This window comes from Yersinia rohdei ATCC 43380 (assembly GCF_000173775.1).
Lineage (GTDB): Bacteria > Pseudomonadota > Gammaproteobacteria > Enterobacterales > Enterobacteriaceae > Yersinia > Yersinia rohdei.
In genome coordinates this window covers 1-24765 of sequence record NZ_ACCD01000038.1, presented here as the reverse complement: position 1 = coordinate 24765, position 24765 = coordinate 1, and the positions used below count along the sequence as shown (strand labels likewise).

Below are 24765 nucleotides of genomic sequence, written 5' to 3'. Positions count from 1 at the left end.
TGGCAGCCCTCTTACAGGTGGCTGCTGGTTACTGGCTAACATCGTTACTCCCGCCAAGCTCCAGACAAGCAATTTTCCCTATAAACCAGAATGGTAGGAATTTGCTATGTCTAATAATCACACCACTTCACGTCCGCGTAATGCAATACCACGTAAGCAAGTGCGCGAAAATGCGCAACAGTTTATTGATACCCTACAAGGGGTTACCTTCCCAAATTCTCAACGTATTTATCTGCAAGGTTCGCGGCCCGATATTCAAGTGCCAATGCGCGAGATCCAACTCAGCCCCACAATGATCGGCGGCAGTAAAGAGGATCCCCGCTATGAAGATAACGAAGCTATCCCGGTGTATGACACTTCCGGCGCTTATGGCGATCCTAGCGCCCAGTTGGATGTCCATGCCGGTTTACCTAAATTGCGCGCGAGCTGGATAAGTGATCGTCAGGATACTGAGGCACTGAGCTGCTCAAGCTCGGGGTTTACTCAGCAACGTCTGGCCGACGAAGGTTTGGATCATTTGCGTTTTGAGCATCTCCCCCGCCCGAAAAAAGCCATTGCTGGCAAATGCGTGACCCAATTGCATTACGCCAGAGCCGGTATGATTACGCCAGAAATGGAATTTATCGCCTTGCGAGAAAATATGGGCCGTGAGCGAATTCGCGGCGAAGTGTTGCGCCACCAGCATCCTGGGCAAGCCTTTGGTGCCAATCTGCCGGAAAACATCACGCCAGAATTTGTCCGTCAGGAAGTGGCCGCTGGCCGAGCAATTATCCCCGTCAATATTAACCACCCCGAATCTGAGCCAATGATTATTGGTCGTAACTTTCTGGTGAAGGTGAATGCCAACATAGGTAACTCCGCAGTGACTTCCTCCATTGAAGAGGAAGTAGAGAAGCTGGTGTGGTCTACCCGCTGGGGCGCGGATACGGTGATGGATTTATCCACTGGCCGCTATATTCACGAAACGCGCGAGTGGATTTTACGTAATAGTCCAGTGCCTATTGGCACCGTACCTATCTATCAGGCGCTGGAAAAAGTGAATGGCGTGGCTGAAAACCTGACTTGGGAAATGTTCCGCGACACACTCTTAGAGCAGGCAGAGCAAGGCGTCGACTACTTCACTATTCATGCCGGAGTGCTACTGCGCTATGTGCCGATGACCGCCAAACGCTTGACCGGTATTGTCTCCCGTGGCGGTTCGATTATGGCGAAATGGTGTTTGTCTCATCATCAGGAAAATTTCTTGTATCAGCATTTCCGTGAAATTTGCCAAATTTGCGCCGCCTATGATGTTTCATTATCACTGGGAGACGGCCTGCGCCCAGGTTCTATTCAAGATGCCAATGATGAAGCCCAATTCGCCGAGCTGCATACCTTGGGGGAATTGACCAAGATAGCCTGGGAATATGATGTTCAGGTGATGATCGAAGGCCCGGGCCATGTGCCAATGCAGATGATCCGCCGCAATATGACCGAAGAATTGGAGCACTGCCACGAAGCGCCATTTTATACCTTGGGGCCACTGACGACAGATATTGCGCCGGGTTACGATCATTTCACCTCGGGTATTGGTGCGGCCATGATAGGCTGGTTTGGCTGCGCCATGTTGTGCTACGTCACCCCCAAAGAACACCTGGGCCTGCCTAATAAAGAAGATGTAAAACAAGGTCTTATAACTTATAAGATTGCAGCTCATGCCGCTGATTTGGCCAAAGGCCACCCCGGCGCGCAGATTCGCGACAATGCCATGTCCAAGGCGCGTTTTGAATTCCGTTGGGAAGATCAATTCAATCTGGCACTCGATCCAGAAACCGCCCGCGCCTATCACGATGAAACCCTGCCGCAGGAATCTGGCAAAGTGGCTCATTTTTGCTCAATGTGTGGCCCGAAATTCTGTTCGATGAAAATCTCGCAGGAAGTGCGCGACTATGCTGCTAATCAAGAACTGGCTGCTAATCAAGCACTGGCAGCAAAGCCAGAATTGGCAGCAACATCAGCCCAGTCAATCCAGATCCAACCCGCGCGGCAACATCAGCAATCCGGCATGGAACAAATGTCAGCGGAGTTCCGCTCTCGTGGCAGCGAGCTGTACCACAGCCCCTCAAATCTGAAAACGGAGAAAAATAATGACCCCATCTAATCGCACGCCATTTTCGGCTGAGAAAGGTTTTCCTGAGACAAAACAGCATCTTGGACTATATCCCGTGGTCGATTCCTTGCTGTGGATTGAGCGGCTGTTATCTGTGGGAGTGACCACCATCCAACTGCGTATTAAGGATTTAGATGATGCTCAGGTGGAACAAGATATTGCCGCAGCCATTGAGTTGGGCAAACGTTATCAGGCGCGCTTATTCATCAATGATTACTGGCGGCTGGCGATTAAACATGGCGCTTATGGTGTGCATTTGGGGCAGGAAGACTTGGAAACGACTGATTTAGCTGCCATTCAGCAGGCCGGATTGCGGCTGGGAGTCTCCACTCATGATGAGCATGAACTGGCCATTGCCAAAGCGGTTCGACCGTCTTACATCGCAATGGGGCATATCTTCCCCACCCAAACCAAACAGATGCCATCATCCCCACAGGGGCTGGCAATCCTCAAACAAATGGTCGACAACACGCCGGAATATCCCACTGTTGCTATCGGTGGTATCAGTCTTGAGCGCGTTCCGGCGGTATTGGCAACCGGCGTCGGCAGTGTGGCGGTGGTGAGCGCCATCACTCAGGCTGATGATTGGCAGCAGGCCACTGCGCAATTATTACAGCTGATTGAGGGCAAGGAGCGGACTGATGCTCAACAAGCATGAACTGAGTGACGATGAATTTTTGCGCTACAGCCGCCAGTTGCTGCTGGAAGATATTGGCCCGGCAGGTCAATTGCAGCTAAAAAATGCCCGAGTGCTGATTGTCGGGCTGGGTGGCCTTGGCTCCCCTGCCGCACTTTATCTGGCCGCCGCCGGTGTTGGTCAACTGCTATTAGCTGACGATGACCCCTTAGAGCTGACCAACTTGCAGCGCCAAATTCTATATCGCACCACAGATATCAGCCAAAATAAGGCCCGGTTAGCGCAACTCCAGCTGCAAAATCTCAATCCCTTGATTGAAGTTATTGCCTTTGAGACACGACTGGCGGGGCAAGAATTGCTGGATACCGTGGCCAAAGTGGATTTGGTACTCGATTGCAGTGACAACATGGAAACACGCCATCAGGTGAACGCGGCTTGTATCCAAGCACAAAAATCGTTAATCAGCGGCAGCGCCGTGGGTTTCAGTGGGCAGTTGCTAGTGCTGGAACCGCCCTACTCTCAAGGTTGCTATGCCTGTCTCTATCCAGACAAAGATTTGCCGCAACGCAACTGCCGTACTGCGGGTGTACTGGGGCCAGTCGTGGGGGTTATCGGCACCTTGCAGGCGTTGGAAGCCATTAAAATGTTGTCCGGGCTTCCCGCCGCATTAAGCGGAAAACTGCGGTTATTCGATGGGAAGCAACAAAGCTGGAGCACTCTGCAACTGACGCGCGCGGTAAATTGCCCGGTTTGTGGAGGTAATAAGTGACCACTAACTCGATGCACATCAGGTTGAATGACCAGCCCTTAGAGGTTGCAAATAATATCACTGCTGAGCAATTGCTCAATCAGCTAAACCAGCACCAGCCGGGGACAGCTCTGGCGGTGAATCAGGTCATCATCCCCCGCCTTGACTGGGAAAAACACCAGTTACACGCGGGAGATAACATTCTGCTGTTCCAAGCTATTGCCGGGGGCTGACATGCTAAAGATAGCCGATACCACTTTTACTTCCCGCCTATTTACCGGAACCGGTAAATTCTCCACGCCAGCACTGATGCTGGATGCTCTGCGCGCTTCCGGTTCACAACTGGTGACGATGGCCATGAAGCGGGTTGATTTAAAAACCGGCAACGATGCCATTTTGGCCCCCTTGCAACAGCTGGGTATTCGCCTGTTGCCCAATACTTCTGGAGCAAAAACGGCCGAAGAAGCTGTTTTCGCCGCACGTCTGGCGCGAGAGGCTCTGGGCACCCATTGGGTGAAATTGGAAATTCACCCAGATGTGAAGTATTTGCTCCCAGACCCAATAGAAACCCTAAAAGCCGCCGCCATACTGGTGAAAGAAGGTTTTGTGGTCTTGCCTTACTGCGGGGCTGATCCGGTGCTATGCAAACGGCTGGAAGAAGTTGGCTGTGCTGCCGTAATGCCGCTAGGTGCGCCAATTGGTTCAAATTTGGGACTGCTAACTCGGGATTTTCTGCAAATCATTATTGAGCAAGCAAATGTCCCGGTAGTGATTGATGCCGGGATCGGCGCGCCAAGCCATGCTTTGGAAGCAATAGAGCTGGGCGCTGATGCTGTTTTGGTGAATACCGCAATGGCTGTCGCCCACTCACCGGTACAGATGGCCCATGCATTTCGGTTGGCAGTGGAATCAGGTGAATTAGCGCGCCAGGCAGGGCTCGGCCCGCGCCAACAGCAAGCCAGCGCCACCAGCCCACTGACCGGTTTTCTCAGCCAGTTGGAGGAACAACATCATGTCTGAAAGTTTCAGTCAGCGCTGGCAGCAATTGGATTGGGATGATATTTCACTGCGCATCAACAGTAAAACCGCCGCAGAGGTTGAACAGGCCATTAATGCCACGAAACCCACGCGCGATAACTTGATGGCATTGCTTTCACCGGCGGCACTGGCGTATTTGGAACCCATGGCGCAGAAAGCACAACAACTGACACGCCAGCGTTTCGGTAATACCGTCAGTTTTTATGTGCCACTGTATCTTTCTAATCTGTGTGCCAATGATTGTACTTATTGCGGCTTCTCAATGAGCAATCGTATCAAGCGGAAAACCCTGAATAAGGCTGAAATTATCCGTGAGTGTGAAGCCATTAAAGCCCTGGGTTTTGCACACTTATTACTGGTGACTGGCGAACATCAGACCAAAGTGGGCATGGATTACTTTAGAGAACATTTACCTATCATCCGCAGCCAATTCAGCTCGCTGATGATGGAGGTTCAACCATTAGCAGAAGAGGAGTATGCGGAACTCAAAACTCTGGGATTAGATGGCGTGATGGTGTATCAAGAAACCTATCATCCGGCGACTTATCAACAACATCATCTGCGCGGGCAAAAACAGGATTTTCACTGGCGGCTGGCAACCCCAGAGAGATTGGGCCGAGCCGGGATAGACAAAATAGGGTTAGGTGCCCTGATTGGCTTGTCTAACAGTTGGCGTACTGATTGTTATATGCTGGCAGAGCATTTGTTTTACCTGCAACAAACTTACTGGCAAAGCCGTTATTCTATTTCATTCCCACGGTTACGGCCCTGCGCCGGGGGGATTGCGCCCGCTTCGCTCATGAGTGAGCCGCAGTTGTTGCAGTTAATTTGCGCTTTTCGCCTCTTCGCCCCTGAGGTAGAACTGTCACTCTCTACCCGTGAATCTCCTTTCTTTCGCGATAATGTCATTCCGCTGGCGATTAATAATGTCAGTGCGGGTTCAAAAACTCAGCCGGGTGGCTATGCCGATGACCATCCAGAACTGGAGCAGTTTGCACCTCATGATAATCGTACCCCAGAACAGGTGGCTCAGGCACTGATACTGGCGGGGTTACAACCCGTGTGGAAAGATTGGGATAACCATTTGGGCCGCAGCCCACTTTAGTTTCGGCAAAAAAAAACCGCTCCCGAAGGAGCGGTTTTTACGTTGGTGACCAACAAAGAAATTAATCTTTGCTGTTACCAAAACCGGCGTTGAGCAATTCAGCCAGGTTAGCAGTTGCTTCGTCCGCGCTAACTTGCGGAACCACTGGTGCTTCACCCAGAGCTTTACGGCGCATACGATCCTGATGATAAGCATAACCGGTACCGGCTGGGATCAGACGGCCCACGATTACGTTTTCTTTCAGGCCACGCAGTTCATCACGTTTACCGGCAACAGCCGCTTCAGTAAGAACGCGCGTGGTTTCCTGGAACGAAGCCGCAGAGATGAAGGACTCGGTCGCCAAGGATGCCTTGGTGATACCCAGCAGGTCACGTGTGAACGTGGCCTCGATTTTGCCTTCAGCTGCCAGCTTACGGTTAGCGATTTTAACGCGAGACATTTCTGCCTGCTCGCCTTCCAGGAAGTCGGTGCTACCTGCATCAACGATGGTGCCTTTACGCAACATCTGACGAACGATAACTTCAATGTGTTTATCGTTAATCTTAACGCCTTGCAGACGGTAAACTTCCTGCACTTCGTTGGTGATGTAACGGGTCACGGCGTGAACGCCACGTAGACGCAGAATATCGTGTGGAGATTCTGGGCCGTCGGAAACCACGTCACCGCGTTCTACAATTTCACCTTCGAACACGTTGAGCTGACGCCATTTAGGAATCATCTCTTCGTATGCATCGCTACCATCTAACGGTGAGATAACCAGACGACGTTTGCCTTTGGTCTCTTTACCGAACGAGATAATCCCGCTGATTTCAGCCAAGATTGCAGGCTCTTTCGGACGACGTGCTTCGAACAAGTCAGCAACACGTGGCAGACCACCGGTAATATCCTTGGTACCGCTTGATTCTTGCGGAATACGCGCCAAGGTATCACCCGCGCCGATCTGAATGCCGTCTTCCAGCTGAACAATCGCTTTACCTGGCAGGAAGTATTGAGCAGGCATATCAGTACCTGGGATCAATACATCATTACCGTTGGCATCAACGATTTTCAGTGCCGGACGCAGGTCTTTACCGCTACCGGTACGCTCTGCTGAGTCCAGTACTACCAGAGAAGACAAACCAGTCAGTTCGTCGGTCTGGCGGGTAATGGTTTGGCCGTCAACCATGTCCGCAAAGCGGATGAAACCGCTCACTTCGGTCACAACTGGCATGATGTGCGGATCCCAGTTAGCAACGGTTTCGCCGCCCTGTACTTCCGCGCCATCGCCTTTAGCCATTACCGCACCGTAAGGCACTTTGTAGCTTTCTTTAGTACGACCGAATTCGTCAATCAGTTTCAGCTCGGTATTACGAGAAGTAATAACCAGCTTACCTGCTGCGTTAGTAACGAATTTGACGTTGCTCAGCTTCAGGGTACCTTTGTTCTTAACCTGAATGCTGGATTCTGCTGCCGCACGAGATGCCGCACCACCGATGTGGAACGTACACATCGTAAGCTGGGTACCCGGCTCACCGATGGACTGTGCTGCAATAACACCAACCGCTTCACCTTTGTTGATGATGTGGCCACGTGCCAGGTCGCGACCATAGCAGTTAGCACACACACCGAAGTCAGTTTCACAGCTTACTACGGAGCGAACTTTAACGCTGTCGACGGAGTTTTCTTCTAACAGATCACACCATTTTTCGTCCAGCAGGGTGTTACGCGGAACCAGAATATCAGCCGTACCCGGCTTGATAACTTCTTCTGCGGTCACACGACCCAGTACGCGATCACGCAGTGGCTCTTTAACATCACCACCTTCGATAACCGGGGTCATCACGATACCGTTATGGGTACCACAATCGTCCTCAGTCACCACCAGATCCTGTGCCACGTCAACTAAACGACGGGTCAGGTAACCGGAGTTCGCAGTTTTCAATGCGGTATCCGCCAAACCTTTACGAGCACCGTGGGTTGAGATGAAGTACTGAAGTACGTTCAAACCTTCACGGAAGTTCGCAGTGATTGGCGTTTCAATGATCGAGCCATCTGGCTTAGCCATCAGACCACGCATACCTGCCAGCTGACGAATCTGTGCAGCAGAACCACGCGCACCGGAGTCGGCCATCATAAAGATGCTGTTGAAGGAAACTTGTTGCTCCACTTCACCTTTACTGTTGATGACGTCTTCAACGGACAAGTTATCCATCATCGCCTTGGCAACACGTTCGTTGGCCGCGGCCCAGATATCGATCACTTTGTTATAACGTTCGCCTGCGGTTACCAGACCAGATTGGAACTGTTCCTGGATCTCGGCAACTTCAGTTTCAGCTTCTTCGATGATCCCTGCTTTCGCATCTGGGATAACCATGTCATCGATACCTACAGAGGCGCCTGAGCGGGCTGCGTAAGCAAAACCGGTGTACATGATCTGGTCAGCAAAGATAACTGTTGGCTTCAAGCCCAGGATGCGGTAACAAGTGTTCAGCATCTTGGAGATAGCTTTCTTGCCCAGCGGCTGGTTCACGATAGAGTAAGGCAGGCCTTTCGGGACGATCATCCACAAAATAGCACGGCCTACAGTCGTATCGATGAGGCTGGTACGCGTAATGCTTTCGCCTTCGATATTACGAATTTCTTCAGTAATACGGACTTTTACCCGCGCATGCAGTGACGCATGGCCAGAACGATAAATACGTTCGGCTTCTTTCGGGCCAGTCAGTACCATGCCTTCGCCTTTGGCGTTAACACAGTCGCGGGTCATGTAATACAGACCCAATACAACGTCCTGAGAAGGAACGATGATTGGCTCGCCGTTCGCAGGTGACAGGATGTTGTTGGTAGACATCATCAACGCACGCGCTTCTAACTGAGCTTCCAGTGTCAGCGGTACGTGGACTGCCATTTGGTCACCATCGAAGTCGGCGTTATATGCCGCACAAACCAGCGGATGCAGCTGGATTGCTTTACCTTCAATCAGAACCGGTTCAAACGCCTGGATACCCAAACGGTGAAGGGTTGGTGCACGGTTCAGCAGTACTGGGTGTTCGCGGATAACTTCATCCAAGATATCCCAAACAACGGCTTCTTCGCGCTCAACCATCTTCTTGGCAGCTTTGATGGTGGTAGCAAGACCACGCAGTTCCAGCTTGCCGTAGATGAACGGTTTGAACAGCTCAAGAGCCATTTTCTTCGGCAGACCGCACTGATGCAGACGCAGGTATGGCCCAACGGTGATAACCGAACGGCCTGAGTAGTCAACACGTTTACCCAGCAAGTTCTGACGGAAACGACCTTGCTTACCTTTGATCATGTCAGCCAGTGACTTCAACGGACGCTTGTTAGAGCCGGTAATCGCACGACCGCGACGGCCGTTATCCAGCAATGCGTCTACTGCTTCTTGCAGCATACGCTTTTCGTTGCGCACGATGATGTCAGGAGCAGCCAAGTCCAGCAGGCGCTTCAGACGGTTGTTACGGTTGATCACGCGACGATACAAATCGTTCAGGTCAGAAGTCGCAAAACGACCGCCATCCAATGGAACCAATGGACGCAGATCTGGCGGCAACACAGGCAACACGGTCAGGATCATCCACTCTGGCTTGTTGCCAGACTGTACGAACGCTTCCAGCAGCTTGATACGCTTGGTTTCAGAATTTGTTTCGTTCAATTCTTCGCGCAGGATCTCGCACTCAGCTTCCAGATCCATGTTTTTCAACAGGGCCTGAATAGCTTCGGCGCCCATTTTCGCGTCGAACTCATCACCAAACTCTTCTAACGCGTCCAGATACTGCTCTTCAGTCAGGATCTGACGACGTTCCAGGTTGGTCATGCCGCCTTCGATAACAACATAAGATTCGAAGTACAGTACACGTTCGATGTCACGTAATGGCATATCCAGCAACAAACCGATGCGCGAAGGCAAGGATTTCAGGAACCAGATGTGCGCAGTCGGAGAAGCCAGTTCGATGTGACCCATACGCTCACGGCGTACTTTGGTTTGAGTCACTTCAACGCCGCATTTCTCACAAATAACACCGCGGTGTTTCAAACGCTTGTACTTACCGCACAGGCATTCGTAATCTTTTACTGGGCCAAAGATACGGGCGCAGAAAAGGCCGTCACGTTCTGGTTTGAACGTACGGTAGTTAATGGTTTCCGGCTTTTTAACTTCGCCGAACGACCAAGAACGGATCATGTCTGGCGAGGCCAGAGCAATTTTGATCGCATCAAACTCTTCGGTCTTAGTTTGCGCTTTCAGAAACTTTAATAAGTCTTTCACGGATTGGCTCCTGTCGGAGTTAGACCTGATAGGCGCCCAAACCTAAGAATATAAAACCTAGGTTTGAGCGCCCCTGTGACCAGTGCGAACCACCAGTAGACTCCCGGCTATGAGAGGCTACCGTCTGGAGAAGAATTACTCTTCTTCCAGCTCGATATTGATGCCCAGCGAGCGGATTTCTTTCAACAATACGTTGAAGGACTCCGGCATGCCTGGTTCCATACGGTGATCGCCATCCACGATGTTCTTGTACATCTTGGTACGGCCGTTTACATCGTCGGACTTGACGGTAAGCATTTCTTGCAAGGTGTACGCGGCGCCATAAGCTTCCAACGCCCACACTTCCATCTCACCGAAACGCTGACCACCGAACTGCGCTTTACCACCCAGCGGCTGCTGAGTAACCAAGCTATAAGAACCGGTAGAACGCGCATGCATTTTGTCATCAACCAAGTGGTTCAGTTTCAGCATGTACATGTAGCCGACAGTAACCTGGCGCTCGAACTGCTCACCGGTACGGCCGTCAAACAAGGTAATCTGACCGGAAGTCGGCAGGCCACCCAGCTGTAACAGTTCCTTGATTTCTTTCTCTGTCGCGCCATCGAAGACTGGTGTTGCGATTGGCATACCTTTTTTCAGGTTCTCAGCCAGACGCAGTACTTCGTCATCGGTGAAGGTGCTCAGATCAACTTTCTGACAAACGTTGTCGCCCAGATCGTAGGCTTTCTGGATGAACTCACGCAGTTTGGCAACTTCTTCCTGCTTCTTCAGCATGGCGTTGATTTTCTCGCCGATGCCTTTCGCTGCCATCCCTAAGTGGGTTTCCAAAATCTGACCGATGTTCATACGCGATGGTACGCCCAGCGGGTTCAGAACGATGTCTACCGGCGTACCGTTTTCATCGTAAGGCATATCTTCGATCGGGTTGATCTTGGAGATAACACCTTTGTTACCGTGACGACCTGCCATCTTGTCACCCGGTTGAATCTGACGTTTAACTGCCAGATACACTTTAACGATTTTCAGCACACCTGGTGCCAGATCATCGCCTTGGGTGATTTTACGACGCTTGGCATCCATCTTCTTCTCGAATTCGGATTTCATTTCGTCGTACTGCTCTGCCAACTGTTCCAGTTGGTTTTGCTTGTCTTCGTCGGTCAGGCCCAGTTCCAACCAGCGGTCACGTGGCAGTTTGCTCAGCTTGTCAGCTTCGATACCACCAGAAACCAGCACGGCGTGGATACGTGCAAACAGGCCAGCTTCCAGAATCTGCAATTCTTCAGTCAGGTCTTTCTTAGCCTGCTTTAGCTGCATTTCTTCGATTTCCAACGCACGCTTATCTTTTTCTACGCCGTCGCGAGTAAAGACCTGCACGTCAATAACCGTACCGGAAACGCCGTTTGGTACACGCAGAGAAGAGTCTTTAACATCAGACGCTTTCTCACCGAAGATCGCACGTAACAGCTTCTCTTCTGGGGTCAGCTGGGTTTCACCTTTAGGTGTTACCTTACCAACCAGAATGTCACCGCCAGTCACTTCAGCACCGATATATACGATACCGGATTCATCCAGTTTAGAGAGCGCCGCTTCACCCACGTTCGGGATATCAGCAGTTATCTCTTCAGGCCCTAACTTGGTGTCACGAGACACACATGCCAATTCCTGAATGTGGATAGTAGTGAAGCGATCTTCTTGAACCACACGCTCGGAGACTAAGATGGAGTCTTCGAAGTTGTAACCGTTCCAAGGCATGAAGGCTACGCGCATGTTCTGACCCAATGCCAGCTCGCCCAGGTCTGTTGATGGGCCATCTGCCAGCACGTCACCGCGCTCGATTGGCTCACCCAGATTCACACACGGCATCTGGTTGATACAGGTGTTCTGGTTAGAACGGGTGTATTTGGTCAGGTTGTAGATATCAATACCTGCTTCGCCCGGGTACATCTCGTCTTCGTTGACTTTAATCACGATACGGGATGCATCGACGTACTGAACAGTACCGCCACGTTTGGCTACAGAGGTTACCCCTGAGTCAACCGCTACTGCACGTTCCATACCGGTACCTACCAGCGGCTTATCAGCACGCAGAGTTGGAACCGCCTGACGTTGCATGTTCGCACCCATCAAGGCGCGGTTGGCGTCATCGTGTTCCAAGAATGGAATCAGAGAAGCACCAACGGACACCACCTGTTGAGTGGAAACGTCCATGTAGTCAACTTGGTCGCGGCTGAACAGGCTTGATTCGCCTTTGCTACGACAAGTGACTAAGTCTTCGATGAAGCGGCCGTCTTCGTCCAAGTTGGAGTTCGCCTGAGCGATAACGAAGTTGCCTTCTTCAATAGCAGACAGATAGTTGATTTCATCAGTCACCACACCGTCACGTACGCGACGATACGGAGTTTCCAGGAAACCATACTCATTGGTCTGTGCGTACACGGACAAGGAGTTGATCAGACCGATGTTTGGACCTTCTGGCGTTTCGATTGGACATACACGACCGTAGTGAGTCGGGTGAACGTCTCGAACTTCAAAGCCAGCACGTTCACGGGTCAAACCGCCCGGGCCCAATGCAGAAATACGACGCTTATGCGTGATTTCAGACAACGGGTTGTTCTGGTCCATAAATTGGGACAACTGGCTGGAACCGAAGAACTCTTTCACCGCGGCCGAAATTGGCTTGGCGTTGATCATGTCCTGAGGCATCAGGGTGTCAAGGTCGCCCAGAGACAAACGCTCTTTAACCGCACGCTCAACACGAACCAGACCTACACGGAACTGGTTTTCAGCCATTTCGCCAACGGAACGAATACGACGGTTGCCTAAGTGGTCGATATCATCCACTTCGCCTTTACCGTTACGGATATCGATGAGCTTTTTCATCACTTCTGTGATGTCTTCTTTGCTCAGGATACCAGAACCTTCGATCTCGTCGCGCAGCAGTGAACGGTTGAACTTCATCCGGCCAACCGCAGATAAATCATAGCGGTCTTCAGAGAAGAACAGGTTCTCGAACAGATTTTCAGCTGCTTCACGAGTTGGCGGCTCACCAGGACGCATCATGCGATAGATCTCAACCAAAGCGCTCAGACGATCGCTGGTTGGGTCAACACGCAGGGTCTCGGAGATATAAGCACCGTGATCCAGGTCGTTGGTGAACAATGTTTCGATTTGCTTGTGGCCAGACTGGCTCAGCTTAGCCAACAGATCCAGTGACAGCTCCATGTTGGCTGCACAGATAAGTTCGCCGGTGTTCTCATCGATGTAGTCTTTTGCAACTACTTTGCCAGCAATGTATTCAACTGGAACTTCGATGCGATCGATGCCGTCTTTTTCAAGCTGGCGAATATGACGAGCAGTAATACGACGCGCTTTCTCGACGTAAACCTTGCCATTCGCTTCAATATCAAAGGAAGCCGTTTCACCGCGCAGACGCTCTGGAACCAATTCCATCTGCAGCTTGTTATCACGAATCTCAAAGACCACTTTCTCGAAGAACAGATCCAGGATCTGTGTAGTGGTGAAATTCAATGCACGCAGAATGATGGTTGCTGGCAATTTACGACGACGGTCAATACGGACAAACAAGTTGTCTTTCGGGTCAAACTCGAAATCTAACCATGAACCGCGGTAAGGGATGATACGTGCGTTGTACAGCACTTTACCCGATGAATGGGTTTTACCCTTATCACTGTCAAAGAATACGCCAGGACTACGGTGCAGCTGAGATACGATAACCCTCTCAGTACCGTTAATGACAAAGGTACCGTTTTCGGTCATGAGTGGAATTTCACCCATGTAGACTTCTTGTTCTTTGATGTCTTTGACCGTACCTTCCGGAGCTTCGCGCTCATAGATTACCAGGCGTAGTTTTACGCGCAGCGGTGCGGAATAAGTCACACCACGGATCTGGCACTCTTTGACGTCAAATACAGGCTCACCAAGACGGTAGCTAACGTATTGCAGCTCCGAATTGCCGCTGTAGCTCTGGATTGGAAACACAGAACGGAATGCTGCTTCTAGGCCGTGCTGTCCTTCGGGATCTTGCTCGATAAACTTCTGGAACGAGTCAAGTTGGATAGAAAGGAGATAAGGTATGTCCAAAACTTGTGGACGTTTACCAAAATCCTTACGAATACGTTTTTTCTCGGTATAGGAGTAAACCATAGGGTTCCTCAGCTCGCTGATCAGTGACCCACTCTGTCCGCCCTAAAACTAGGACAGGTCATGCAACACTATTGTTTAGTGAGAAGTCGAATCACTTCTCGAAATACTCTTTTCTATCACTCTTAAACCATTTCATCGCGTTACTTTGACTACCGAGCTACCCGAGTGGGTCGTAGCTGAGAACGCAGTATATTAAGTCGTCAATAGAAAGGAATATTGGGGGTTAGTTAGTCGCTAAACAGTGTGAAATGCAACTAACGCCCTACAGCGCAAAAAGGCTGATGACTAAAAGTCACCAGCCATCAGCCTATAAGTCCAGCCATCAGCCTATAAGTTAGGCTGCAAACTCAAAGCTTAACTTACTTGATCTCAACAGAAGCACCAGCTTCTTCCAGAGATTTTTTCAGAGAATCAGCTTCGTCTTTGTTCACGCCTTCTTTCAGAACTGCAGGTGCAGATTCAACCAGGTCTTTAGCTTCTTTCAAGCCCAGGCCAGTTGCGCCGCGAACAGCTTTGATTACTGCAACTTTGTTCTCGCCGAATGAAGCCAGAACAACGTTGAATTCAGTTTGCTCTTCTGCAGCTTCAGCAGCAGCAGCAGGACCTGCAGCAACAGCAGCAGCTGAAACGCCGAATTTCTCTTCCATAGCAGAGATCAGTTCAACGATTTCCATTACAGACAGAGCTGCAACGCCTTCAAGAATTTGGTCTTTAGTGATAGTTGACATAACAAGTGTTCCTAAAATACAGAAATAGTTTATACGGTAAAAAGCAGTGTCGGAAAAAACAGAGGGCGATTAAGCCGCTTCAGCTTCTTTCTGATCACGCAGCGCAGCCAATGTACGAACCAATTTGCCAGCAGCGGCTTCTTTCATGGTTCCCATCAGACGTGCGATTGCTTCTTCGTAGGTCGGCAGAGTTGCCAGGCGGTCGATCTGAGCCGCAGGGATTAACTCGCCTTCAAAGGCTGCTGCTTTAACCTCGAATTTTGCATTATCTTTAGCAAATGCTTTGAACAGACGAGCAGCTGCGCCCGGGTGTTCTGAAGAGAATGCAATCAAGGTTGGACCAACAAACGTGTCTTTCAGGCATTCGAATGGAGTGCCTTCAACAATGCGACGCAGCAAGGTGTTACGAACAACTTGCATATGAACGCCAGCTTCACGACCTGCTTTACGCAGTTCAGTCATTTTATCCACGGTAACGCCACGAGAATCCGCAACAACCGCAGACAGCGCACCTTTGGCTACTTCTTTAACTTCAGCAACAATCGCTTGTTTGCCTTGAAGATTTAGTGCCATTAGTTCTTGCTCCTGGATTAACCGGGGATTAATTCCCCGGAACTCACGTCACCCAAAACATTACTAAATTGTAATGAGCGGGCGTTGAAACACGGTGAGCAGAATCCGGCAAAGAGTATTTTAAAAAAAATGTCTTCAGGTTCTGTCACCGTCTACGCAGGAAATTAAGTGTTTTACAACATAAATGTTCTAAACACACCTGCGGTCTTGGACGGAGGCTTGGATAAGGCCAAGCTCCAACCGAAAAATTCTGTTTCTCTGTTGATGGAACATTTGTTAAAAACAAAAACATCATCAACAGAAGCATGGGCGTAAGATTCTAGACAAACCTTACGCCCACGTAAAGCGATAAAAGCAATTAGTGATTAGCTCACTACTGCAGTCAGGCCGCTTTGATCAATAGCAACGCCGGCGCCCATGGTGGTGGACAGGCTGATTTTCTTGATATAAACGCCTTTCGCTGTAGCAGGTTTAGCACGCTTCAGCGCAACAACCAGAGATTCTAAGTTTTCTCTCAACTTATCTGAGTCGAAATCAACTTTACCAATGGTCGTGTGGATAATACCGTTTTTGTCGTTGCGATAACGAACCTGACCTGCTTTAGCATTCTTAACTGCTTCTGCAACGTTAGGAGTCACGGTACCCACTTTCGGGTTTGGCATCAGACCACGTGGGCCCAAGATTTGGCCCAATTGACCAACAACGCGCATTGCATCTGGAGAAGCAATAACAACGTCGAAGTTCATTTCGCCTTTCTTGATCATATCAGCCAGGTCGTCCATACCTACCAATTCAGCGCCTGCTTCTTTCGCAGCTTCAGCGTTTGCACCCTGAGCGAAAACAGCAACGCGTACTGAACGGCCAGTACCATGTGGCAACACAGTCGCGCCACGAACGTTTTGGTCAGATTTACGTGCATCGATACCGAGGTTAACGGCAACGTCCACGCTTTCTACGAATTTAGCAGTAGCCAGCTCTTTCAGCAGGGCAACAGCTTCGTTGATATCGTATTGCTTAGTAACATCAACTTTGTCACGGATCACGCGCATGCGCTTGGTCAGCTTAGCCATTTATTAACCCTCCACTACCAGGCCCATGGAACGAGCAGTACCTTCGATTGAACGCATCATAGCGTCAACGTCAGAACCAGTCATATCCGCAGCTTTGGTTTCTGCGATTTCACGGACCTGAGCACCGGTCACAGTCCCTACTTTGTCTTTGTTCGGCTTGCCGGAACCAGACTTAATACCTGCCGCTTTTTTCAGCAGAACTGCTGCTGGCGGGGTTTTAGTAACGAAGGTGAAAGAGCGATCAGAGTAAACAGTAATAACAACTGGGATCGGCAGGCCTTTTTCAATGCTTTCAGTCTTAGCATTGAACGCTTTACAGAACTCCATGATGTTAACACCCTGCTGACCCAGAGCCGGACCGACTGGTGGGCTTGGGTTTGCCATACCAGCTGCAACTTGCAGCTTGACATAGGCTTGTACTTTCTTAGCCATTTACGATTTCCTCGATTTGGGTAGTATCGCCTCGCGTTCGAGGCTCCCCGTGTTTTGTCTCGCTATTATTTACTATGAAATAAGTTGCCACGGATGACAAAAGCAAGACATTTAAAAACAAAAGGCGCGAAATTATATTGTAATTTCGCGCCTAAGACAAGACTCAAATTTCAACCAATGGTGAAAAATGAATCAGCCTTTTTCTACCTGACTGAAATCCAATTCGACCGGAGTTGCACGACCAAAGATGGAAACAGAGACTTTCAAACGGCTCTTCTCGTAATCCACTTCTTCGACAACACCGTTGAAGTCTGCAAATGGACCATCACTAACACGTACCAGTTCACCTGGTTCAAACAGTGTTTTAGGACGTGGTTTATCACCCACTTGCTGAAGACGATTCATTATCGCATCAACTTCTTTATCACTGATTGGTGCCGGGCGATCGGATGTACCACCGATAAAGCCCATTACACGTGGAACGCTACGCACTAAGTGCCAGCTGGCATCGTTCATCACCATCTGTACCAGTACATAGCCTGGGAAGAATTTACGTTCACTTTTACGACGTTGACCGCCGCGAATTTCGACGACTTCTTCCGTTGGAACCATGACTTCGCCAAATAGCTCTTCCATGTCATGTAACTTGATGTGCTCACGCAGCGACTGAGCTACGCGGCCTTCAAAACCGGAAAACGCCTGAACGACGTACCAACGCTTTTTGGGTGCTTCAGACATCTTAGAACCTCAGGCCAGTAATAAATGATACCAAGCGGACTAGAATACCATCTAGCCCCCATAGAATCAGTGACATTACAGCAGTTACCGCAGCAACGATTAACGTTGTGTGCAGAGTTTCCTGACGGGTAGGCCAAATCACTTTACGCACTTCCGTGCGAGCTTCACGAGCAAACGCTACAGTGGCTTTGCCTTTTGCCGTCATCAATGCAACAGCACCGGCAACAGCGATAATTACTACAACTGCCAACGCGCGCAGCGGCAAGCTGAAATCACGGTAATAATAATTGCCAACAATAGCTGTAACTAAAAGTACAGCAACAATTAGCCATTTAGCCGTTTCCAGGCCGCGTCCGCTCCCTGGAGCCTCGGTATTCGCACTCATAAACCAACCTGTCACTATGATTCAGAACAAACAACTTTGCTTCGCACCGCAAAGCAAACCAAGCCGAAGGATGCTCTAGAAACGCTCTAATCGGCACCACTCAGCACTATTCGCCGTACTTCCAGAGCCCATCTCACCAATAATTATGATGAAAAAACCACTGATGAGATAGGTTCTAGTATGACAACGTAGAAAAAGGGCATCAAATGATGCCCTTTTATCGCATGTCGCGTCAAATCTTATTCAATGACTTTAGCAACAACGCCCGCACCTACTGTGCGACCGCCTTCACGAATTGCAAATCGTAGACCGTCATCCATTGCAATAGGCGCAATCAGGTTAACAATCATTTGAATGTTATCACCTGGCATCACCATCTCAACACCGTCTGGCAGTTCGATGGTACCGGTCACGTCAGTTGTACGGAAGTAGAACTGTGGACGGTAACCTTTGAAGAACGGAGTATGACGACCACCTTCATCTTTGCTCAGAATATAAACTTCTGACTCAAATTTGGTATGCGGCTTAATAGAACCTGGTTTAGCCAACACTTGACCACGTTGCACGTCATCGCGTTTAGTACCGCGCAGCAGAACACCAACGTTCTCACCGGCACGGCCTTCGTCCAGCAGTTTGCGGAACATTTCAACACCGGTACAAGTGGTTTTAATGGTGTCGATGATACCCACGATTTCAACTTCTTCGCCCACTCTGACGATACCGCGCTCAACACGCCCGGTAACAACTGTTCCACGGCCTGAGATAGAGAATACGTCTTCGATTGGCAGCAAGAATGGTTTATCAATCGCGCGCTCTGGCTGTGGAATGTAGCTATCCAGTGCTTCAGCAAGTTCAATAATTTTGGCTTCCCACTCGGCCTCGCCTTCCAGCGCTTTCAGCGCGGAACCACGAATAACCGGAGTGTCATCGCCAGGGAAATCGTATTGAGACAGAAGCTCACGAACTTCCATTTCAACCAGTTCCAGCAACTCTTCGTCGTCAACCATGTCACACTTGTTCAGGAAGACTAAGATGTAAGGAACACCCACTTGACGACCCAACAGGATGTGCTCGCGAGTCTGTGGCATTGGGCCATCAGTTGCAGCAACAACCAGGATCGCGCCATCCATCTGCGCAGCACCGGTAATCATGTTTTTGACGTAGTCGGCATGCCCTGGGCAGTCAACGTGCGCATAGTGACGTGCTGGGGTGTCATATTCAACATGCGAAGTGTTGATGGTGATACCACGCGCTTTCTCTTCCGGAGCGTTGTCGATCTGGTCGAATGCACGAGCACTACCGCCGTAAGTTTTAGCAAGTACGGTGGTAATCGCAGCAGTTAGGGTAGTTTTACCATGGTCAACGTGGCCGATAGTACCCACATTAACGTGCGGTTTTGTACGTTCAAACTTTTCTTTAGACATCGATTGTCCCTCTAAGACACGGAATCGGTGGTTTCACCACATCAACCAAGCGCATGCTTGATGAATCCATAACACAGAAAGAAAATCAGGGGACGAGAGAATGAGAAATGGTGCTGATAGGCAGATTCGAACTGCCGACCTCACCCTTACCAAGGGTGCGCTCTACCAACTGAGCTATATCAGCACATCTTGGAGCGGGCAGTGGGAATCGAACCCACATCATCAGCTTGGAAGGCTGAGGTAATAGCCATTATACGATGCCCGCATCTTAGAACTCGGCTACCTGACTTAATCTGCAGAAACTTGAAAGGAAGGGCTTGGCCACTTCACTCTTCATCGAGAACCTAGTTCTCGCCTTGAGTGTGTATTGGGGGTTCGATCTTCTGAATCACCCTGAGACTCAAGGTTAAATATGGTGGTGGGGGAAGGATTCGAACCTTCGAAGTCGATGACGGCAGATTTACAGTCTGCTCCCTTTGGCCGCTCGGGAACCCCACCTAATTTTTATACTTGAATGGTGCCGGCACCAAGAGTCGAACTCGGGACCTACTGATTACAAGTCAGTTGCTCTACCAACTGAGCTATGCCGGCATCAAGTGCAGCGCATTCTAGGTAGAGTGGGCCGATGATGCAACAAAAAAATTGCTTATCTTGACCTTTCGCTCATAAAACAGCCACTTTTTAAAAGTCAGACGCATTATTAACCATGATTAGCTTAATTAGCATCCAGCACCGCTGTTATTCTAACTAACTTTACAGATGAAAGTCATCCCAAAAACCGGTCTATGTCGCATTGCCGCACAAACTTATTGCTCATTGGCTGAAAATTAATTCAGTGTTCTGCCCCAAAATAGTGAAATTCCTCCAAGACAGTGCATATTGGCAAAAAACTTATCATCCCGGCACATATAGCGACACGGTTACATCATTGGCTTACTTATTGCTTGGTAAGTATATGTGCAGTCCAGTGACTGGAGAGGAGTTTTATCATGAAGATAGTTTTACTTAATGCGGCAACGTTACCTATATATCGGAGTGAGCTGGCAATTTTATTGACTGATGCTGTATCCCATGGTGCATCTATAGGTTTTAACACTCGAAATCTCTCACAAGAAGAGGCCGAGAGTTATTTCCATAAGCTAGGTTCAGCCATCGCAAAAAATACATTATTGCTATGGATAGCACGAGATGACACAGGTATCGTCGGTACCATCCAATTAGAGCTTTGCCAGAAACCAAATGGTTTAAATCGAGCTGAAGTGCAGAAATTACTAGTGCATAGCCGGTGCCGCCGCAGCGGGATTGGGCATAAATTAATTATTGCTCTGGAGAATACTGCCATACAACTTCGTCGAGGTTTGCTGTATCTCGATACTCAGGCAGGTTCTCCCGCCGAGTCTTTTTACCGGACACAGGGCTATTATCGCATGGGAGAAATTCCCGATTATGCTTGTACTCCTGACGGCAGCTATCACCCAACAGCAATTTATTTCAAACGTTTATTCTCTGTACATCAAAAACATACTGAAATTGCCAGTTAGTGACGAGAGTTACCTTGAGAAAGAATTCCAGGGCTCGCCGTAGGCCGTCTTAATTAGCTGGAATGGCAACGCACATCAAAGAAATCACTCACTAAGTACAAAAATGTCTACGCCAAAAAGCAAGCTGCCTATAATATGCAGCTTGTTTCTTATCTGGAGTTGGCGTCCAGCGCCTTTCCCAACCTGCGTTAACAGGCAGAATTTGGCTTATGATAAAAAGAGATCAATCTTTAGCGACGCCTTATCTACAGTTCGATCGTACTCAGTGGGCTGCTTTACGCAACTCTGTACCATTGACACTGACAGAAGAAGAAATCGTTAAACTTAAAGGGATTAACGAAGACCTTTCATTAGATGAAGTGGCACAAATTTATTTGCCACTTTCACGTCTACTTAATTTTTATATCAGTTCTAATTTGCGTCGCCAGGCAGTTCTGGAGCAATTCCTCGGCACTGATGGGCAGCGTATTCCTTATGTTATCGGCATTGCAGGCAGTGTTGCTGTAGGGAAAAGCACTACCGCACGTTTGCTACAAGCCTTACTAAGTAGCTGGCCGGAACACCGCAAAGTAGAGCTGATTACTACAGATGGTTTTCTTTATCCCAACAAAGTGCTTAATGAGCGCGGGCTGATGAAGAAAAAAGGATTTCCACAATCCTATGATATGCATAGCTTGGTGAAGTTTGTCTCAGAGGTAAAATCAGGGGCTAACCATGTTACTGCACCTGTTTATTCCCATTTAATATATGACATTGTTCCAGATGGTAATAAAATAATTAACCAGCCGGACATCCTTATATTAGAAGGATTAAATGTATTACAGAGCGGGATGGATTATCCACATGATCCTCACCATGTATTTGTTTCTGACTTTGTAGACTTCTCTATATATGTCGATGCACCTGAAGACCTGCTCCAAAGTTGGTATATCAATCGGTTCCTCAAGTTTCGACAAGGGGCATTTTCTAATCCAGATTCTTACTTCCATAACTATGCTAAGTTGCCTGAAACAGAAGCAATCAAGATAGCAACCCAATTATGGAAAGAGATTAATGGGCTGAATTTAAAGCAGAATATATTACCAACTCGTGAAAGAGCAAGTTTGATAATGACAAAAAGTGCCAATCATGCAGTTGAGAGTGTGCGGCTAAGAAAATAACAAATAGCGGGTAGTTATCACTGCCCGCTTAAATTTTTAATTAAACCCCACGAAGCGATATCTCACCACCAATATAAGGTTTTACGATACCGTCTTGCTCCAACAATAATGCGCCTTGTTGATCAATACCTCGAGCTATTCCAAATATCTCTTGGTTTCCAATAATTAATTTTACAGGACGATCAAGATAATTATCAATTTCCCGCCAGCGAGAAATAAAGGCAGCCAACCCCTCATTCTCGAACTTAACTACGGCTAACCTTAATTCAGATAACAATGCTGCGGTCAGTTTATTACGATCGATAATAACGCCAGCTTCCTGTAAATTAATCCAATCCTGATTAATAACATTCGTTGTCGACTCCCGCATGGTCAGGTTAATGCCCGCACCAATCACTAACTGAGCCGCATCACCTGTTTTTCCAGTAAGTTCAACCAATATGCCAGCCAGTTTCTTATCATTGAGGTACAAATCATTTGGCCACTTAACTCGTACCTGCTCAGCACCCAGTTTATGCAGCACCTCAGCCATAACTATACCAACGACTAAACTAAGCCCCATCGCGGCGGCCGGGCCTTGTTCAAGGCGCCAAAACATTGATAAATAGAGATTTGAACCAAAAGGAGATATCCACTGACGCCCACGTCGCCCTCGGCCAGCATGCTGATATTCTGCAACACAGGCATCACCAGATTGAAGTTCGCTGATGCGATCCAACAGGTATTGATTCGTCGAATCTATTACAGGTAATACCCTGACATTACCTTCAGGTAAATAGCTGGAAATCACATCTGCATCCAGTAATTGAATCGGTGCCGGCAGGCTATAACCCTTGCCAGGAACAGTAAAGACATCCAGTCCCCATTCTCTGATCCTCTGCATGTGCTTATTAATCGCGGCGCGACTCATACCCAACATTTCCCCCAGTTGTTCGCCTGAGTGGAAAGCGCCATCGGCGAGGATACTGATTAACCGTAAGGGAACTTTAATATCTTTCACGACAAATGCTCCACAGCATTAACTTCACCATTACATGCTATAAAACGCACCTCTGGCTCTAACCAGATAGAAAATTTCTCTGCAACCTGCTGGCGGATATAACTAGCAAGGCCCAGGACATCCTGCCCGGTAGCCTCTGCCAGGTTAATCAGTACCAAAGCTTGTTGCCGATGCACCGCCGCACCACCAATCTGATATCCCTTAAGCGCACATTGATCAATTAACCAACCCGCAGCCAGCTTTACTGACCCATCAGGCTGTGAATAATGCGGCGCATTGGGATAGTGTTTTACAATCTCTTCGGCTACGTGTGCATCCACAACTGGGTTTTTAAAGAAGCTACCTGCATTACCAGTAACCGCTGGATCAGGTAATTTGCTTCGCCGCATAGCACAAACTGAATTGAAAATATCTTCTGCTGTGACAGTCAGCGGATCCATACGAGTTAAGTCGCCATAGCCCAGTGTTGGAGTCCAAGATTTTATTAACTTGATGCCCACGGCTACGATGGCAAAACCATTTCCATAGCGATGTTTAAAAATACTGTCACGATAACCGAACTGGCAATCTTGCGCAGAAAGTCTCTGGACATGGCCGCTAGCCATATCAAGCAAGTCAACATATTCACAGACTTGTTGCAGTTCAACACCATAAGCACCAATATTTTGGATGGGTGCAGAGCCGACACATCCGGGGATCAGTGCTAAGTTCTCTAAGCCCGGCATGTTATTTTTCAATGAAAAACAGACTAACTGGTGCCAATTCTCTCCTGCTCCAACATGTAGATGCCAAGCAGTATCATCTTCAGTAAAAGTAATGCCCTTAATACGATTAAGTAACACTGTTCCTGAGTAATTTTCAATAAACAGTACATTGCTGCCTTCTCCAAGCAAAAGTACAGGTTGTTGCTTAGAGACTGACTCACGCCATGCATTAATTAACTCTTCAGCTGAAGTGGCACTGATTACATTGCTCGCATAGGCTGATAGCGCGAAAGTATTTAGGTGTTTTAGCGGAGAACCTTGATTCGACATGACATTGGATACTCATTATAACTAGCTCTGGCGCTAGTTTAACCGATCATAATACTCATATTGTATTTTGTTTTAAGTGAATACATAAAAAAGCCCTCTGCGCAAAAATACAGCGCCAAAGGTCAGATTGCTATCCAACATTGACGACGAAATACACAGCGGGAGGTTATTTATTATTCACTTATCTTCCAGACATAACAAAAAATCGCACTTTGACATGGCATCATGGCTTTATTGTATGTTCGGCAGTGTCCGAATAGCTTTCCTGTCATTCGCCCTATGGGCCGTTGTAAACAGCATTAAAAACCGTTACTAACGTTTTTTTCTACCATATTTATCTGTGAATGAATCTGACACCATCGAAGCCAGCACCCACGCTGCTCAAACTGGCTGTGCAATTTGCGTGTGATGATAAACCGACATTATCAACGCCGAGTTAGCCGGGGCTGATTGGCCGATCGGTACTCTGACGGCTTACGCCACTCATTATTTTAAACCAACAGAGGCCCTTTCGGGGTATTTCGCCTCGAACCAGAATGGGTCAGCCGCCTGAAAACGGGCTGTACTATTTGCCA

General features: G+C 48.7%; 19 protein-coding genes and 4 tRNA genes. 8 read left to right on the top strand and 15 right to left on the bottom strand.

The genetic code is table 11. The features are described from left to right. Nucleotides 1–106: 106 nt before the first annotated feature. From thiC to thiH, 6 genes are read left to right on the top strand one after another with little or no spacing between them, the layout of a single operon-like run. Nucleotides 107–2140 carry a phosphomethylpyrimidine synthase ThiC gene (gene thiC, locus YROHD0001_RS01645; RefSeq protein ID WP_004716485.1) on the top strand — a complete coding sequence of 678 codons (2034 nt, stop codon included), beginning with the start codon at nucleotides 107–109 and terminating at the stop codon, nucleotides 2138–2140. After that, nucleotides 2127–2807, top strand: coding sequence for a thiamine phosphate synthase (gene thiE / locus YROHD0001_RS01650; protein ID WP_032818171.1), 681 nt, complete (start codon nucleotides 2127–2129; stop codon nucleotides 2805–2807). The genes thiC and thiE overlap by 14 nt, the downstream gene beginning before the upstream one ends. Then, nucleotides 2791–3555, top strand: a complete 765-nt coding sequence (locus tag YROHD0001_RS01655) for a HesA/MoeB/ThiF family protein (RefSeq protein WP_032818168.1) — start codon at nucleotides 2791–2793, stop codon at nucleotides 3553–3555. Before thiE ends, YROHD0001_RS01655 begins: the two co-directional genes overlap by 17 nt. Nucleotides 3556–3566: 11 nt before the next feature. Then, nucleotides 3567–3767: a sulfur carrier protein ThiS gene (thiS, locus tag YROHD0001_RS01660; RefSeq protein ID WP_081452083.1), complete on the top strand. Its 201-nt coding sequence runs from the start codon at nucleotides 3567–3569 to the stop codon at nucleotides 3765–3767. Between the two features lies 1 nt (nucleotide 3768). Beyond that, nucleotides 3769–4554 (top strand): thiazole synthase, encoded by a 786-nt coding sequence (locus YROHD0001_RS01665; protein WP_004716481.1) that lies wholly within the window; start codon nucleotides 3769–3771, stop codon nucleotides 4552–4554. Further along, nucleotides 4547–5677, top strand: coding sequence for a 2-iminoacetate synthase ThiH (gene thiH, locus YROHD0001_RS01670; protein ID WP_032818164.1), 1131 nt, complete (start codon nucleotides 4547–4549; stop codon nucleotides 5675–5677). The genes YROHD0001_RS01665 and thiH overlap by 8 nt, the downstream gene beginning before the upstream one ends. Nucleotides 5678–5738: 61 nt before the next feature. Here thiH and rpoC read toward each other — a convergent pair whose 3' ends face one another. The 13 genes from rpoC to YROHD0001_RS01730 all read right to left on the bottom strand — a co-directional run bounded on the left by rpoC (nucleotide 5739) and on the right by YROHD0001_RS01730 (nucleotide 20046). Next, nucleotides 5739–9941 carry a DNA-directed RNA polymerase subunit beta' gene (gene rpoC / locus YROHD0001_RS01675; RefSeq protein WP_004716479.1) on the bottom strand — a complete coding sequence of 1401 codons (4203 nt, stop codon included), beginning with the start codon at nucleotides 9939–9941 and terminating at the stop codon, nucleotides 5739–5741. A 135-nt stretch (nucleotides 9942–10076) separates the two neighbouring features. Next, nucleotides 10077–14105 (bottom strand): DNA-directed RNA polymerase subunit beta, encoded by a 4029-nt coding sequence (rpoB, locus tag YROHD0001_RS01680; RefSeq protein WP_032818162.1) that lies wholly within the window; start codon nucleotides 14103–14105, stop codon nucleotides 10077–10079. Between the two features lie 359 nt (nucleotides 14106–14464). Further along, on the bottom strand, nucleotides 14465–14833 hold the full coding sequence (gene rplL, locus YROHD0001_RS01685) for a 50S ribosomal protein L7/L12 (RefSeq protein WP_004716477.1): 369 nt from the start codon (nucleotides 14831–14833) through the stop codon (nucleotides 14465–14467). A 69-nt stretch (nucleotides 14834–14902) separates the two neighbouring features. After that, a complete protein-coding gene (gene rplJ / locus YROHD0001_RS01690) occupies nucleotides 14903–15406 on the bottom strand; it encodes a 50S ribosomal protein L10 (protein ID WP_004393386.1) in 504 nt (167 codons plus the stop codon). A gap of 365 nt (nucleotides 15407–15771) precedes the next feature. After that, entirely contained in the window at nucleotides 15772–16476 is a 705-nt protein-coding gene (gene rplA / locus YROHD0001_RS01695) for a 50S ribosomal protein L1 (protein ID WP_004716476.1), read from the bottom strand. Between the two features lie 3 nt (nucleotides 16477–16479). After that, on the bottom strand, nucleotides 16480–16908 hold the full coding sequence (rplK, locus tag YROHD0001_RS0118780; protein WP_032818160.1) for a 50S ribosomal protein L11: 429 nt from the start codon (nucleotides 16906–16908) through the stop codon (nucleotides 16480–16482). 192 nt (nucleotides 16909–17100) lie between these two features. Beyond that, nucleotides 17101–17646, bottom strand: a complete 546-nt coding sequence (gene nusG / locus YROHD0001_RS01700) for a transcription termination/antitermination protein NusG (protein WP_002210671.1) — start codon at nucleotides 17644–17646, stop codon at nucleotides 17101–17103. Between the two features lies 1 nt (nucleotide 17647). Next, complete coding sequence (gene secE / locus YROHD0001_RS01705; protein WP_004716474.1) at nucleotides 17648–18031, bottom strand: preprotein translocase subunit SecE; 384 nt, start codon at nucleotides 18029–18031, stop codon at nucleotides 17648–17650. Nucleotides 18032–18270: 239 nt separating this feature from the next. Beyond that, nucleotides 18271–19455 carry an elongation factor Tu gene (gene tuf / locus YROHD0001_RS01710; protein WP_004716473.1) on the bottom strand — a complete coding sequence of 395 codons (1185 nt, stop codon included), beginning with the start codon at nucleotides 19453–19455 and terminating at the stop codon, nucleotides 18271–18273. A 108-nt stretch (nucleotides 19456–19563) separates the two neighbouring features. Further along, nucleotides 19564–19639 (bottom strand) — tRNA-Thr (locus tag YROHD0001_RS01715). Nucleotides 19640–19645: 6 nt separating this feature from the next. Further along, nucleotides 19646–19720 (bottom strand) — tRNA-Gly (locus tag YROHD0001_RS01720). A 148-nt stretch (nucleotides 19721–19868) separates the two neighbouring features. Continuing rightward, nucleotides 19869–19953 (bottom strand) — tRNA-Tyr (locus YROHD0001_RS01725). Nucleotides 19954–19970: 17 nt separating this feature from the next. Next, nucleotides 19971–20046, bottom strand: a tRNA-Thr gene (locus YROHD0001_RS01730). A gap of 398 nt (nucleotides 20047–20444) precedes the next feature. Between YROHD0001_RS01730 and YROHD0001_RS01735 the strand changes: the two genes are divergently transcribed. Together YROHD0001_RS01735 and coaA are read left to right on the top strand one after the other, a co-directional pair. Further along, on the top strand, nucleotides 20445–20996 hold the full coding sequence (locus YROHD0001_RS01735) for a GNAT family N-acetyltransferase (RefSeq protein ID WP_004716472.1): 552 nt from the start codon (nucleotides 20445–20447) through the stop codon (nucleotides 20994–20996). Between the two features lie 209 nt (nucleotides 20997–21205). Then, nucleotides 21206–22156, top strand: a complete 951-nt coding sequence (gene coaA, locus YROHD0001_RS01740; RefSeq protein ID WP_004716471.1) for a type I pantothenate kinase — start codon at nucleotides 21206–21208, stop codon at nucleotides 22154–22156. A 40-nt stretch (nucleotides 22157–22196) separates the two neighbouring features. On the opposite strand, the gene birA is transcribed toward coaA, so the two are convergent. Both birA and murB read right to left on the bottom strand, forming a co-directional pair. Then, entirely contained in the window at nucleotides 22197–23156 is a 960-nt protein-coding gene (birA, locus tag YROHD0001_RS01745; protein ID WP_032818154.1) for a bifunctional biotin--[acetyl-CoA-carboxylase] ligase/biotin operon repressor BirA, read from the bottom strand. Next, complete coding sequence (murB, locus tag YROHD0001_RS01750) at nucleotides 23153–24190, bottom strand: UDP-N-acetylmuramate dehydrogenase (RefSeq protein ID WP_004716469.1); 1038 nt, start codon at nucleotides 24188–24190, stop codon at nucleotides 23153–23155. The genes birA and murB overlap by 4 nt, the downstream gene beginning before the upstream one ends. Nucleotides 24191–24765 lie beyond the last annotated feature (575 nt).